Source organism: Solidesulfovibrio sp. C21, from assembly GCF_047785625.1.
In the GTDB taxonomy this organism is placed as follows: Bacteria; Desulfobacterota; Desulfovibrionia; order Desulfovibrionales; family Desulfovibrionaceae; genus Solidesulfovibrio.
On sequence record NZ_JBLODY010000012.1, the window covers coordinates 1 to 14,197 of the forward strand.

Consider the following 14,197-nt stretch of genomic DNA (forward strand, 5'->3'; position numbering starts at 1 on the left):
CCCCCGAGCCCCCACCCTCCCGAAAAACTTTAAAGGGAGATGGACAAAAATTTTCCCATTTCTAAAAAAACCTTATAGATATAACATCCTATTATAACTAAAAGTCTTTGGAAAGGGGGCCCGGGGGGAGAACCTTTCTTCAGAAAGGTTTCCCCCCGGCTCATTCTTCAATTCTTTACGCCACCAAGGGGTGCGGCGGCAACTTCTCGGGGCGTCCCTTGCCCATCTGGATGGCGTGGAGTCGGGCGAATTCACCGTTTCTGGCCATCAGCTCGTCGTAGGAGCCCATTTCGTGGATGCGCTGGTTCTTGATGACCAGGATGACGTCGGCCCGGCGCATCATGGACAGGCGGTGGGCGATGACGAAGGTGGTGCGGTTTTCCATGAGCCGCTCCAGGCCTTCCATGATGAGGGCCTCGGTCTCGGCGTCGAGGGCCGAGGTGGGCTCGTCGAGGATGAGCAACGGCGCGTCCTTGAGCAGGGCCCTGGCGATGGCCAGACGCTGGCGCTGGCCGCCGGACAGGTTGGAACCCTTTTCGCCGAGGACGGTGTCGTAGCCCTTGGGCAGACCCATGATGAACTCGTGGGCATTGGCCAGCCTGGCCACGCGCTCCACTTCTTCCCGGGTCGCCTGTTTTTTGCCGTAGGCGATGTTGTCGTGCACGGACATGGGGAACAGCTGGGTTTCCTGGAGCACGATGGCGATCTGGTCGCGCAGGCTTTTGAGGCTGACCGCGCGCAGATCCTGGCTGTCGATGGTGATGGCCCCTTTCTGGGGATCATAGAAGCGCAACAGCAGGCTTATAAGCGAGGTCTTGCCGGCGCCGGTCTGGCCGACCACGGCCACGGTGGAACCGCCCCGGCAGGTGAAATCGAGGTCGTTTAAGACCATCTTTTCCGGGGTGTAGCCGAAGGACACCGCATCAAAGCGCACTTCGGCGTTTTTCACGACCAAAGCCGGGGCATCGGGCACCTCGGGCACGGCCTCGTCCACGGCCAGGACGTCCATGACGCGCTTGGCCTGGGCCAGGGAGCCACGGATGCCGCCCACGGTGACGCTCAGGTTATTGAGCGGCGTGTAGAGCGATCCCAGGTAGGCGATAAAAACCAGCAGTTCACCGGTGGAGAGCAGGCCGTCGAGGACGTGGCGCACGCCGATGTAAAGGACCAGCGCCGTGCCGGCGGCGGTGATGCCGGAAACCAACCAGCCGTAGACCGTCTGCAAGGCATAGAGCGACAGCTTCCGGTCGAAGGAATGCTGGGACTCGGACACGAATTTGCGGCGTTCCTCGTCTTCGCGGCCAAAAGCCTGGACCAGGGTGATGGAGGAAAAGATGCGCTCCACCGTGGTGTAGACCTGGGATTCCTTGAGATGCGTCTCCGTGGTCAGGTCGCCGATCTTGCGCGACACCCGCGATATGGCGATAAAAAGGAAGGGGATGACGCACAGGGCGTAAAACGTGAGTTCCGCATCCATCTGGACGCACACCACCAGCATGCCGCAAAGCAGCGCGGTGCTCGTGACCGTGGTGAAGACGCCGTTCATGAGCAGTGCCTGCACGGCGTAGGTATCGCCCATGATGCGGTAGATGAGGTCGCCCGTGGGCCAGTTCTGGTGAAAGCGCAACGACTGGCGCTGGAGATGGTCGAACAGGTCGCAACGCAGGTCCTGGACCATGTCCTGGCCCATGCGGATGGTCAGGTAGTTGTTGAGGAGTTGTACGAAGCCCACCAGGAAGTGCACGCCGACCAGCATGCCGACCACGACGAGAAGCTGGACGCTGACGGAAATGGCGGCCAGATCGGGCTTCCAGCCCATGACTTCCAGGGACTTGTGGCCGATGATCTGGTCCACGGCCAAGGTCAGCGGCCAGGGTTTGAGGAGCTCCATGGCGCTGGCCAGACCGACCAGTCCAAGCCCCAGGATAAACAGGGCTCTGTAGGGCTTGAGATACCCCAGCAGCGTACGAAACATGCTCATGGCGATTTTCCTTGCCAGGAGAGGCGCCGCCTCTCCTGGACCTCACCGGCAGGGGCTCCGCCCCTGCACCCCGTCGGGGGGCCGAGGGCCCCCCGATCCCCCCATACCGGGGAGAAATAAAACGTATAACCAATCATGCCGCCCCGAGGCCGAAGCACCTTGGGGCGGCGTGGCGGATACCGCTGTTAAGCGGCTTCGGTCTCGACAACCACCGACTCGGGCTCGAGTTCGGCGGCAACCGCGGCGGCAACCGTTTCCTCAGGCACGGGCTGGGCCACGGTTTCGGCCGTGCGCGGCTTGACCACGCGGGTCACGCGTTCTTCCACCGGCTCACTCATGGAGCAGCCGGGGCGGGTGACCATGACGTACTGGATGATGGTGGCCACGAGCGAGGCGGAGCGGAAAAGCCCCACGGTCATCCAGCCGGCCAGGCCGACCGCGGCGGCGCCGAAGGCCAGGGCCAGGACCGGATGGAGCAGGAAGCACCCGGCGGCCGCGCCCAGGCAGGCGACCAGGGCCAGAAACGACGCGCCGGAAGGCAGGACCGAACCGGCCAGGCGCACGAACCGCTTCTCGCCGCCGTGGTTCTCCACGGTCACGCGCAGGCGCGAGGTGGTGAGCTTACCCGCCTTGGCGGCCAGATCCCAGGGCGGGGTGGACGACGAGGCGGCAAACCCGCTGTCGAGGGCGTAGGAGACGCCGAGCGTGCGCAAAAGACCGATGATGGAGGCGAGCAGCTCGTCGCGCTCGAGGCTCTTGTTGTTCCAGAAGAAACGGTGGAAGGACAGGCGATGGGCCAGAATGCTGCCGGTTGCGGCCAGGCGGCGAAACAGGCCCACGCGCGGCAGGCTCGACTCGTCGCAGCCCGCCGTGTCGGCCAGGGGCAACGGGCAGGCGTTGACGCCGGCCCCGCGCCTAAGCGTCCAGACCGTCTTGTAGCGGGTCCAGCCGCGCAGCACCGGCTGGGCCACGGTCAGCCCGGCGATGATCAGGCGCGCGGTGATGTTGTCGTACTGCTCGGGCAACCGGGCCTTGCTCACCCGGTAGGCCACGAAGGCGATGGTCATGGCGGCCATGGCCAGCCCCAGGCCGCCGGCGAGGAAGCTCAACGGCGTGGCGATGATGCAGGCCACGGCCAGGATCATCCATTCCATGGACAGCGGCAGGTAGGCGGTGAGGCTCCCCTTGGGCTCGTAGAGGGTCTGGAACAGCCCCATGCCGAAGGCCCCGTGGTAGACGATGGGCCGGGCGGCCAGAAGCGCGCCGGAGATGTCGCCGTAGATGCGGCCGGCCCAGCGGGAATTCCCGAGCATGTTGAAGCGGTTCTTGTGCTTGGGAAGAAGCAGCGCCTCGGCCCGGCCGTAGCCCTTCTGCTGCTTGAGGTAGGCCGAGACGGTGTTGCGGCGGTGATGCCACACGGTCATGGCCGCGGAAAAACCGATGAGGTGTCCCTGGTCCTGGAGCCGCCAGCACACGTCCACGTCGTCGCCGGCCGCGCGGTAGGTGGCGTCGAAACCGCCGATGCCGGCCAGATGCTCCTTGCGGTAGGCCATGTTGCAGCCGGGGATGTGCTCGGCGATCTCGTCGGTCAAAAGCACATGGGTCGGCGCGCCGGGGGACACGGCCACGCAGGCGGCGGTGCGGTTGTCCTCGGCCGGGGTCAGGTTGGGGCCGCCGACGGCCACAAAGCGTTCGTCGGTGAAGGCCCAGGCCATGTAGTGGAGCCAGTGCGGGTCCACGTAGCAGTCGGAGTCGGTGTAGGCCACGACATCGCCCTGGGCGGCGTTCATGCCCACGTTGCGGGCGGCGGAAAGGCCCAGGTTCGGCTGATGGATGACATGGATGTAGGGCGCGGCGGCGGCGTGGCTGTCGCAAATCGCGCCCGTGTCGTCGGTGGAGCCGTCATCGACCACGATGACCTCGAAGCCGGGGTAGTCCACCCGGGCGAAGGAGGCCAGACAGCCGTCCATGGTGGAGGCGGCGTTGTAGGCGCACACGACAACGGAAATAAACGGCGGATTTTCCGGCAGCATGGGCAGGCGCTGCCGGTAGACGTCGGCCACGGCCTGGTAGGCGGGCTTGGGCTTGCGCGTCTCGGTCACGATGCCGAATTTCCAGTCCTCGATCAGATGGCCGCCGGTGTACCATTCGTCGGTCCAGGCGAAAACCATGGTCCCGGAAACGCCAAGCTCGAAGGCGGAATGCAGCTGCCAGGACAGGGTCTCGGCCACGTGCTCCTCGTCGTTGCGGATGGAATCCATGCCGAACTCGGACAGGACCAGCGGCAGTTCGCCGGCCACGTTCTGCAGCCGCTTGACGTAGGAACGAAAGGCCTTCTTGTCGTGCAGATAGACGTTGATGGACAGGAAATCGAGGAACGGCAGGCGCAGGTACTCCGTGGAGGGGTAGTTGGCGTAGGTGACCATGCCCTCGGGATCTTCCTCGCGCACGATGGCGGCGAGCCTGGCCAGGAACTTCTCCACCTTGCCCGCGCCGTGCCAGCGCACGATGTGGCTCGGAATCTCGTTGCCGATCAGCCAGGCCAGGATGGCCGGATGGCCGGCCAGGGAGGCGACGGCCTCGCGCACGGTCTTTTTGATGTCTTCCTTCACTTCCCACTGGTCGAGGAAGCACAGGTGCTCGGGCCAGGGAATGCCGATCATGACGCGGATGCCATGGCGGGCGGCGATATCCAGGAAGCGGCGCGGCGGCACGTAGTACACGCGGATGGCGTTGACGCCGGCCCGGCGCATGAGTTCGAAATCGTGGTTGACGGTCTCGTCTTCGGGCAGCTGCTCGCCCCGGGAGTTCTCCGGGAACGGCCCGTAGGTGACGCCCTTGATGAAGAATTTGTCCTCGCCGGCGAACAGATAACGGCCCTTGGCGCGCACGCGCGGCAGCGTCTTTACGCCCGCAAGCCCTTCTTCGATCTGGAACATGGTTCCCTTCTCCTGGTATGGGCGTTGTTTCGCCCTTTTTCGAACCCGCCACCCGGCACCCGTAAGCGGCGGCGATACGGATCAAATTTCGCGTTCATCCGGCAACTTGTCGGAATTCTTGTTGAAATATCCAAGAACCCCGCATGGCCGAACAGATTGCGGGAACCATTGAGCAATACGCGTGCCATTGCCGCAAAGGCCGGGAAGACAGGGAATCGGCGGACCGGGGAAGGGAGAATGACGCGGCTGGTTACGAAAATTGCCCACTCGATTACGTAATCGTAATCGAGTGGGCAATTTTCACCGAAGTGCAATTATAACGGTATGATGCAAAACAACAAAAAACCTGGAAAGGGCTGCGCGCGGCAGGGGAAACGCAGATAACGGTTCCCCCTCGCGCATGCGTCCGGCCTTGCGGCTCAGAACAACCCCGCCACATATTGGTTCGTGGCTTCGAGGCGCCGCAGCAGGACCGCGGCCAGCCGGGACACAGCCGCCGTATCACCGGCCCGTCCGGCCATTTCCAGGTCGTAGGCCACCTGGCGCAGGGGCTCGGCGAACATTGTCGCGGCCACCCCCTTGAGGGAATGGGCCAGATGGGTGACGGCATTCATGTCCCCGGCGGCCAGGGCCTGCTCGAAGCCGGCCCGCCGGCCCGGGGTCTCAGTCTGGAACACCCGGAAGATCTCGCCCAGCAGTTCGTCGTCGTTATCGAACCGCTGCCGCAGCCGGTCCATATCCACCAGACCGCGCATCCCGTCGTCGACATCGGCCATATGGCATCCTCCTTGGCGCGGGCGTCCGTGCGGCGTCCGTGCGGCGTCCCCCGGCATTTCGGGAGCGCGGCATCAATGCGTCGCGCCGGCCAACACCGGCGGCAGAAAAAGGGTAATAGCGCATCCGCCGTCCGGCTGCCCGACCGCCTCCACCGAGCCGCCGAAATCGTCCACCACTTTTTTGACCATGGCCAGCCCCAGGCCGTATTCGCACTGGTCTCTCTTGTAAAAGGGACTGAACATGTTCTCCAGGTTTTCCCGGGTCACGCCGCGTCCGCTGTCCGTGACCTGAAGCCGCACCCGCTCCTCGACCCGGTCGGCGGCCAATGCGACCAGACCGCCATGGGGCAGGGATTCCACGGCGTTTCGCAGCAGATTGACCAGGCATTGCTTGAGCAGGGCCGGATCGAGGGCCACAGGCGGCAGTTCCGGGGCGATGTCCATCACCAGCCCCACCCGGCGCGCCTCGGCCTCGGCGCGCACCGCGTCCACCGCTTCCCGGGCGGCACGGTCCACCTCGGCCGTTCCCTCCACCGTCCCGCCGACCGGCCGGGCGAATTCCAGGAACTGGGTGAGCAGCGCCTCCATGCGGGTCAGCTCCTCCACCACGATGGCCGCCTTTTCCCGGGCCGCCCCGGGCAGGTCGGTCATGGCCGAAAGGCGTCTGGCGAAGCCGCTGGCCGCGAAAAGCGGATTTCTGATCTCGTGGGCCAGATACGAGGACAGCCGCCCCACGGTCTCGATGCGTTCGGCCTGCCGGGCGCTGATCTCCCCCTGGGTGCGGTCGGTGATGTCGCGGCGGAAGACCACCACGTGCCCGACCCGGCCCACGGCGTTGCTGACGGGGTAGGCGTAGGTGCGGAAGTAGCGCAGCCGGCCGTCGGCGGCCATGGCCGTCTGGAGCCGCTCGGCCTTGACGCCGGTCGCCAGGGCCATGCTGAAAGGGGATTGCGGATCGTCGGGATCGCAAAAGGGCGGGTCGTCGGAGCCGCTTTGCAGTTCCTTGCAGGGCCGGCCGAGGAGCGAGTCCTTGGACTTGCCCAGGCGCGCCAGGATGTTGCGGTTGAGGTCGACCACCTTGCCGGCGGCCGAGACCAGGGCGATGTCCTCCTGGACCTCGTCCACGATGGCTTCGAGCAAAAGTTTCTGGTGGTCGAGGCGGCGGCGGCAATGCGCGCCCACGGACACGGCGTTGGACAGGGCGCACAGGAAAAACGAGGCCGTGCTGTCGATCAGCGAGGCCCCGGGCGGCATGGATGCGGCCAGGGCCCGGCAGTCGCAGCCGCTTTGCAGCTCCACCACGAGGTTGATGCCGGGGTTGGCCGCGAAAAGTTCGCTGGGTGTGGGATAGAGCGGCACACCGGCCAGAAGCGGGGCCTGGAGGTGGGGATCGTCCGGCGCCAGCCCGGACACGCCGGCCAGCCGCATGGGCGGCAGGAACTCGCGAAATTCCTCGCCGGCCACGATTTCAAGGATGGTGTCGAATCCGGGGCCGCAGCCCACCACGCCGACGAGATACTCCCGTTCCTCGGCGTCGAGAACGCAATACCCTTCCCGTGCGGCGCGCGGACCGTCCACCATGCGGCCATACCCTCCGGGTCAATCGTGCTTCCGGTTTTCGAGCATCGCATAAACCTCTTTGACGGTCCATCCCGAAAGCCGCGCCGCGGCGCGTCTCGCCGCCTCGCGGGGCTTGCCTCCCGCCGCCGCCTCCTCCCGCGCCACGCGCGCCGCCTCTTCATCGGACGAGCGCATCGCCCGGCCCGGGCCGACAACCACCGTCACCTCGCCGAGAAGCTCCAGTTCCTGCCCGGCGAATCCGGCCAGCGTGCCGGGCAGAAATTCCTCGAAGGTTTTGGTCAGCTCCCGGCACAGCACGCATTCCCGATCGCCCAGGGCCTGCAAGGCAACGGCGAGGGTGGCCCGCAGCCGCGTCTTGCGCTCGAAAAAAACCAGCGTCGCCCCTGTCGCGCCGAAGCGGGCGAACAGCTCCCTGGCCTCGGACACGGTGCGGGGCGGAAAGCCGAGAAAGGAAAACGGGTACGGCGCGATGCCGGCCGCCGACAGGGCCGCCAGGATGGCCGAGGGACCGGGCACGGGCGAAACGGCGTGGCCCGCTTCCCGGGCGGCCCGCACCAGCCGGTAGCCCGGATCGGCCAGAAGCGGCGTGCCGGCGTCGGAAACCAGGGCCAGATCCTGGCCCGCGTCCAGCCAGGCCAGCACCTGGGGCAGCCTCGCCTCCTCGTTGTGCTCGTGAAAGCTCACGAGCCGCCGGGCCGTTATGCCGAGCGATTTGAGCAAAAGCCCCGTGCGCCGCGTGTCCTCGCACAAAACCACCTCGGCCCCGGCCAGAACCGAGGCCGCCCGGGGCGAAACATCCGCGACATTGCCCAGGGGCGTCGCCACCACGAAAAGCGTTGCCGCGCGCGTATCCGTCAAACCGGCCTCCTTCCCTCCCCGTTCTGGTACAGTCTGGGCCGGGGCATTGACAAGGTCCGGCTTTGGAATACTTTAACGCCATTTCAGTATTGTGCCGCCGGGGGAAAAGAGCCTGCAACTGCCTGTTTTCCGACTCTGCCCGTATGCATAGTCGACGCCGTCCCAAGGAATGATCCCTGAGAATGCCCGGACAACAACTCGAAACGCAAGGATACGCCATGCCACAACAGGTCGTCATCATCGGAGCCGTGGCCCTGGGGCCCAAGGCCGCCTGCCGCTTCAAGCGCCTCTCCCCTGACAGCAAGGTCATCATGCTCGACCGGGGCAAACGCATCTCCTACGGGGGCTGCGGCATTCCCTATTACGTTTCCGGCGAGGTCAGCGAGGTCTCAGCCCTGCAGGCCACGGCCTTCCACATGGTGCGCACGCCCGAATTCTTTCACGAAGTCAAGGACGTGGACGCCCGCCCCGAAACCGAGGTCACCGCCATCGACCGCAAAGCCAAGACCGTGACCGCCCGGCACCTGCCGACGGGCAAGGAAGAGGCCATCCCCTACGACAAGCTGGTCATCGCCACGGGCAGCTCCACGCGCAAGCTCCCCATCCCCGGACTCGACCTGCCGGGCGTGCACGCGGTCAACAACCTGGAGGCGGCCGAGGCCATCAAAAGCGCCGTGGCCGCCGGTTCGATCGGGTCGGTGGCGATCATCGGCTCGGGATTCATCGGCCTGGAAATGGCCGTGGCCTTTGCCGACATGTGGGGCCTCGACGTCACCGTCATCGAGCTGTTCGACCAGATCCTGCCGGGCGTGACCAGCCCGACCCTGGCCGGCATGGCCCAGCGGCACATGGAGGAAAAGGGCGTCACCTTCCGCCTGGCCGAACAGGTCAAGGCCATCGAGGGCGACGGCAAGGCCCAACGCGTGGTCACGGACAAGGGCGTGGTCGAGGCGGACATGGTCATCGTGTCCGTGGGCGTCACCCCCAACGACGCCCTGGCCAAGGCGGCCGGCCTCGACGTGTCCCCGCGCGGCGGCATCATCGTGGATGAGCACATGCGCACCTCCGACCCGGACATCTACGCCGGCGGCGACTGCGTGGTGGTCAAAAACCTGGTCACCGACCAGCCCATGTTCCTGCCGCTCGGGTCCATGGCCAACCGGCAGGGCCGGATCATCGGCGACAACCTGGCCGGCGGCGACTCCTCGTTCGAGGGCGTGGTTGGCTCCTGGTGCGTCAAGCTCTTCGACCTCGGCGCGGCCGGCACCGGGCTCACCCTGGCCTCGGCCAAGCGGGCCGGAATCGACGCCGTCTCCACCCACATCACGGCCGTGGACCGGGCCCATTTCTACCCCGAACACAGGCTCATGTCCCTGGAGCTCATCGCCGAGCGCGGCACCAAACGGGTGCTGGGCTTGCAGGCCCTCGGCGAAAACGGCGACGCCGTGGTCGGCAAGGTCAACACCGTGGCCGCCATGCTGCCGGGCAAGCCCAAGGTCTCGGCCGTCTCCAACGTGGAAGTGGCCTACTCCCCGCCCTTCGCCGCCGCCATGGACATCCTGAACACCGTCGGCAACGTGGCCGACAATATCCTTTCCGGCCGCAACAGCGGCATCACCGTCAACGAATTCGGCGAGCTCTGGAAGCAGTCCGATCTCGGCGACGCCTACATCCTCGACTGCCGCGAGACGCTCCAGGGCGAGCCGCTGGTGGAGAAATACCCCGGCCGCTGGCACAACATTCCCCAGGGCCAGTTGCGCGAACGTCTGGCCGAGGTGCCCCGCGACAAGAATATCGTGCTCATGTGCAACACCGGAGCGCGCTCCTACGAAGCCCTGATCACCCTCGCCCACATGGGCTTCAAACAGGTCGTCAGCGTCGAGGGGGGCATGGCCGCCGTGGACGCAGCCGGCATCGACGTGTAAGAGAAGCGAGGCGGGAACAATGCCGCCGGCGGCCAGGGGGGAAACTTTTTTCAAAAAGTTTCCCCCCTGGACCCCTCTTCAAAAACTTTTCAAGGGGCATGGTGAGGGTTCTTTTCCGCTCGACTTGGCCCTCAAAAATACTGTATCCTGTGTATGCCACAGGCCGCGTCCTCGGCCGCGCCACTGCCCCGCCAATCCAGACCACCTCAGACCGCCCCCCCCCTTGATCTACGCCTTCGGGTCAGGGGGTAATTCGCCCTCCTTCACTACTGGATAAGAAGCCTTACCAGCTTCTATTGTCTTTCCCAGCCAATTGATGGCCTCACCCAGGTGCTGCATATTCCGAAATGCTTCTTCGTCGGCGCCCACGTCACCCGGTTTCAGACCATAGCCCATGTTCCAATAAATTGAACCAGGCACGATCATCTGTGACATGAAGAACAGATGATTCATTGTATCAAATGCATGCGTCGCCCCACCTCGGCGTAAAGCCACCACGGAAGCTCCAATTTTTCCAGATAGTGCGCAATCATTCCCAAGAGCAACAAAACCTGCTCTATCAATGAAAGCTTTCATTTCTGCTGTGACATCTGTAAAATAGACTGGAGATCCCAGGACTATGGCATCCGCCGCCACAGCCTGTGAAAAACAATCGTTGAAAATGTCCGCGCCTCCAAAAATGCAGTGCTTATCTTTTTTATTCCAGCACTTATGACAACCGCAGCATCCCCGAATCTTCTTGCCGCCAATTCGGATCAGCTCGGTTTCCCAGCCGGATTCCGCCAGAGGTTTCAACACCGCTTCGAGGAGCAGTTCCGTATTGCCTTCCTTTCGTGGACTTCCATTGATCGCTACAACTTTCATGCTTTTTTTCCTTTTTGTTTGAGCCAGATTCCCCTGAGGAGCTGGAATGGTTTTCCATTCAGACCACCTTTGCCGACATGGCATCCGCCTCTCCGCATACGGATAGACCACGCGCCATTTGACAGGTTAACGTTATCTGGACAAAATATATCGAAAAGTCGCCAAGAGGACTAACAATGGATGCGCTTTGCGTGGATTCAAGCGAGCGGCTTGATGGCCCCCCGCTCATCGTACTTTCTGGCGATGACCAGCCAGGCTGTGAGTACCGCCTTGGGACGCGCGAATATGCCTGGCATAATCATGAAAGGGGTCAACTCTTTTGCGTACATGATGGTTTGATGCAGGTCAGTACAAAGCATGGATCCTGGGTATTACCTCCGCTACGTGCTGGCTGGATCCCACCAAAGACGGAACATAAAATAAAAATTTCTGGCGCAATAAGCGGGTGGAGCATATTGATACTTCCGCAAATATGTTCTGATATTTTAGATTTTCCTTGTGTCATTAATATAAGCAAGTTAATGGATGCTCTTATAAAAAGAATAGTATCATGGGGACCAAGAGATGTTCTTGACGAATATCAAGAAAGAATCCTTGCTATTTTACTTGATGAAATAAAGCGCTCACCTAACGAGCCATTACATCTTCCTATCCCGTCAGATCCTCGACTGTCACGGATTACAGAAGAATTTATAACTCATCCTGAAGAAAAAAGGACTCTTGAAGAATGGGGCGCATGGGCTGGCGTATCCCCCAGAACGCTTGGCAGATTGTTTATAGCGGAGACGGGGTTGACATTTACCCAATGGCGTCAACAAGCCCGCCTGACACATGCCTTGGAAATGCTGGCTCAAGGGGAGTCCGTTGGTGCTGTCGCCGATGCCCTGGGGTATGCTACCCCTAGTGTCGCGTTCTCTAAAAAATATGACAATATTTTTTAGAGAAAAAATAATTATTTTAATATATTATTCTCAAAATTTGTATGCACGAATTTCGAGAACGCGACACTAGCGGCTTCATCGAAATGTTTCGTCGGGCTTTTGGAGATTCTCCGGGCCGTTACATGGCGATGCGGCGCTCTCGATAACCCAAAGCCCGTCCTCACGATAAAGCAGACAGCCACACGAAATCGCTTCCTCCTTAACGAGAGACGTCTGGCTTCAGCCGGTTCGACGCCTCTCCTTCTGCCCCCTGCGCGTCGCATCGAACACCCCACGTGAAAAAATGCGCGGGCAACCCCACTTTGCCGCAAAGGGGCTTGCTCCATACGAAAATATGAAGTATCACGATTCCGTGCCACGAAATATTATTTTATACTATTTTAAGTAAACTATTTTTGCATGAATATGCAGCAAGCCTTTCCCACAGGTTGGGCACCGCCTCCGGGGGAAACCGCGAACCCTCCGGAACGCGCCGCGCCCCCGCTTTCCTGAAAACCCGCCCGCAAGGGTAACCCATCTAACCGTTGGAGGTTGCGTATGAGCCGCATCGAGATGGAAAAAATCTTCTACGAACAAAGCGTGCCGCCTCCGGGTACGAACCTGGACCAGGCCTATATCGTCCAGGTCGACGAGACCAAATGCATCGGCTGCGACACCTGCATGGGCTACTGCCCCACCGGGGCCATCACCGGCGAATCCGGCGCGCCCCACAAGGTGGTCGATCCGGCGGCCTGCATCAACTGCGGCCAGTGCCTCACCCACTGCCCGGTTTCGGCCATCTACGAAACCGTGTCCTTCGTCCCCGAGATCGAGGCCAAGCTCAAGGATAAAAACGTCAAGGTCATCGCCATGCCGGCCCCGGCCGTGCGCTACGCCCTGGGCGATCCCTTCGGCCTGCCGCTCGGCGCGGTCACCACCGAGCACATGCTCACGGCGCTCAAACAGCTTGGCTTCTCCAATGTCTGGGACAACGAGTTCACGGCCGACGTCACCATCTGGGAAGAGGGCTCCGAGCTTCTGGCCCGCATCACCAAAAAGCTCGACAAGCCCCTGCCCCAGTTCACCTCCTGCTGTCCCGGCTGGCAGAAGTACGCCGAAACCTTCTACCCCGAGCTGCTGCCGCACTTCTCCTCGTGCAAGTCGCCCATCGGCATGATGGGTCCCCTGGCCAAGACCTACGGGGCCAAGGAACTCGGCTACGAGCCCAAGCAGATCTACACCGTGTCCATCATGCCCTGCACGGCCAAGAAGTTCGAAGGCATGCGGCCGGAAATGGACGCCAGCGGATTGCGCGACATCGACGCCACCATCAACACCCGCGAGCTGGCCTACATGCTGCAAAAAGCCGGCATCGACCTGCCGAAGATCGCCGACGGCAAACGCGACGCGGTCATGGGCGAATCGACAGGCGGCGCGACCATCTTCGGCGTCTCCGGCGGCGTCATGGAAGCGGCCCTGCGCTTCGCCTACCAGGCCCTGACCAAAAAACCGCCCCAGAGCTGGGACTTCAAGGCCGTTCGCGGCTTAAACGGCATCAAGGAAGCAACGATCAACATCGGCGGCACCGACGTCAAAGTGGCCGTGGTCAACGGCGGCAAGAACTTCGCCAAGGTCTGCGACGAAGTGAAGGCCGGCAAATCGCCCTACCACTTCATCGAATTCATGGCCTGCCCCGGCGGCTGCGTCATGGGCGGCGGCCAGCCCATCATGCCGACCGTACTCGAATCCATGAACCGGACCACCACGAAGTTCTACGCGTCGCTCAAAAAGCGTCTGGCCCTCTACGACGCGCAAAAGGCGTAACGCATAAAAAATACGGTAGTATTTTTGCAGAAATAACGACCCAGGCGTGTGCCCTTCGAAACCCGCACAAGCGGTTTCGCGGAAACGCGCCCCAGGAGGATCTATGTCGATACTTGCCACCACCCGGCGCGGTTTCATGAAGACCGCCTGCGTTCTGACCGGCGGCGCCCTGATCGGCCTGCGCCTGACCAGCAAGGCCGTTGCCGCGGCCAAGCAACTCAAAGAGTACATGATGGACCGCGTAAACGCCGTCTATGGCGCGGACGCCAAATTCAAGGTCCGGGCCTCCCAGGACAACGCCCAGGTCATCACGCTCTACAAGAAGTTCCTGCATGAGCCGCTGTCCCACGAGTCCGAGCATCTGCTCCACACCAAGTGGGTGGACCGCTCCAAGGACCTGGCGGCGCTTAAGGCCAAGGGCCTCTACCCCACGCCCCGGGCCAAGGAATTCGAAAAAGAGCCCTATCCCTTCCAGTAACCCCCCGCCTTGCGCTCCGGACGAACCCGCGGCAAGGGTTTTTGCCTGACC

Annotated in this window: 10 protein-coding genes; 4 read left to right on the plus strand and 6 right to left on the minus strand. The window is 62.7% G+C overall.

Annotation, left to right across the window (positions count from 1 at the left end):
• Positions 1-175 precede the first annotated feature (175 nt).
• The 5 genes from ACMZ6R_RS06025 to rsmI form a co-directional block, all read right to left on the minus strand.
• Positions 176-1,981, minus strand: coding sequence for an ABC transporter ATP-binding protein (locus ACMZ6R_RS06025; protein ID WP_416109983.1), 1,806 nt, complete (start codon positions 1,979-1,981; stop codon positions 176-178).
• 185 nt (positions 1,982-2,166) lie between these two features.
• Entirely contained in the window at positions 2,167-4,920 is a 2,754-nt protein-coding gene (locus ACMZ6R_RS06030) for a glycosyltransferase (protein ID WP_416109984.1), read from the minus strand.
• A 419-nt stretch (positions 4,921-5,339) separates the two neighbouring features.
• Entirely contained in the window at positions 5,340-5,696 is a 357-nt protein-coding gene (locus ACMZ6R_RS06035; RefSeq protein WP_416109985.1) for an Hpt domain-containing protein, read from the minus strand.
• Between the two features lie 72 nt (positions 5,697-5,768).
• Positions 5,769-7,277, minus strand: a complete 1,509-nt coding sequence (locus ACMZ6R_RS06040; RefSeq protein ID WP_416109986.1) for a sensor histidine kinase — start codon at positions 7,275-7,277, stop codon at positions 5,769-5,771.
• Between the two features lie 18 nt (positions 7,278-7,295).
• On the minus strand, positions 7,296-8,135 hold the full coding sequence (gene rsmI, locus ACMZ6R_RS06045) for a 16S rRNA (cytidine(1402)-2'-O)-methyltransferase (RefSeq protein ID WP_416109987.1): 840 nt from the start codon (positions 8,133-8,135) through the stop codon (positions 7,296-7,298).
• 218 nt (positions 8,136-8,353) lie between these two features.
• Here rsmI and ACMZ6R_RS06050 point away from each other — a divergent pair, with 218 nt between their 5' ends.
• A complete protein-coding gene (locus ACMZ6R_RS06050; protein ID WP_416109988.1) occupies positions 8,354-10,060 on the plus strand; it encodes an FAD-dependent oxidoreductase in 1,707 nt (568 codons plus the stop codon).
• 228 nt (positions 10,061-10,288) lie between these two features.
• On the opposite strand, the gene ACMZ6R_RS06055 is transcribed toward ACMZ6R_RS06050, so the two are convergent.
• Positions 10,289-10,924: a flavodoxin family protein gene (locus ACMZ6R_RS06055; RefSeq protein WP_416109989.1), complete on the minus strand. Its 636-nt coding sequence runs from the start codon at positions 10,922-10,924 to the stop codon at positions 10,289-10,291.
• A gap of 176 nt (positions 10,925-11,100) precedes the next feature.
• On the opposite strand from ACMZ6R_RS06055, the gene ACMZ6R_RS06060 reads away from it, so the two are divergent.
• The 3 genes from ACMZ6R_RS06060 (at position 11,101) to ACMZ6R_RS06070 (ending at position 14,146) form a co-directional block, all read left to right on the plus strand.
• Entirely contained in the window at positions 11,101-11,865 is a 765-nt protein-coding gene (locus ACMZ6R_RS06060; protein WP_416109990.1) for an AraC family transcriptional regulator, read from the plus strand.
• A gap of 537 nt (positions 11,866-12,402) precedes the next feature.
• Entirely contained in the window at positions 12,403-13,668 is a 1,266-nt protein-coding gene (locus tag ACMZ6R_RS06065; protein WP_416109991.1) for a [FeFe] hydrogenase, group A, read from the plus strand.
• Between the two features lie 103 nt (positions 13,669-13,771).
• Positions 13,772-14,146 carry an iron hydrogenase small subunit gene (locus ACMZ6R_RS06070; protein ID WP_005996593.1) on the plus strand — a complete coding sequence of 125 codons (375 nt, stop codon included), beginning with the start codon at positions 13,772-13,774 and terminating at the stop codon, positions 14,144-14,146.
• The last annotated feature ends 51 nt before the right edge of the window (positions 14,147-14,197 follow it).

What these genes read in the sequence shown, in the direction of transcription:
- ACMZ6R_RS06025 (WP_416109983.1), bottom strand. Translation starts at nt 1,981, where the DNA reads ATGAGCATGTTTCGTACGCTGCTGGGGTATCTCAAGCCCTACAGAGCC.
- ACMZ6R_RS06030 (WP_416109984.1), bottom strand. Translation starts at nt 4,920, where the DNA reads ATGTTCCAGATCGAAGAAGGGCTTGCGGGCGTAAAGACGCTGCCGCGC.
- ACMZ6R_RS06035 (WP_416109985.1), bottom strand. Translation starts at nt 5,696, where the DNA reads ATGGCCGATGTCGACGACGGGATGCGCGGTCTGGTGGATATGGACCGG.
- ACMZ6R_RS06040 (WP_416109986.1), bottom strand. Translation starts at nt 7,277, where the DNA reads ATGGTGGACGGTCCGCGCGCCGCACGGGAAGGGTATTGCGTTCTCGAC.
- ACMZ6R_RS06050 (WP_416109988.1), top strand. Translation starts at nt 8,354, where the DNA reads ATGCCACAACAGGTCGTCATCATCGGAGCCGTGGCCCTGGGGCCCAAG.
- ACMZ6R_RS06055 (WP_416109989.1), bottom strand. Translation starts at nt 10,924, where the DNA reads ATGAAAGTTGTAGCGATCAATGGAAGTCCACGAAAGGAAGGCAATACG.
- ACMZ6R_RS06060 (WP_416109990.1), top strand. Translation starts at nt 11,101, where the DNA reads ATGGATGCGCTTTGCGTGGATTCAAGCGAGCGGCTTGATGGCCCCCCG.
- ACMZ6R_RS06065 (WP_416109991.1), top strand. Translation starts at nt 12,403, where the DNA reads ATGAGCCGCATCGAGATGGAAAAAATCTTCTACGAACAAAGCGTGCCG.
- ACMZ6R_RS06070 (WP_005996593.1), top strand. Translation starts at nt 13,772, where the DNA reads ATGTCGATACTTGCCACCACCCGGCGCGGTTTCATGAAGACCGCCTGC.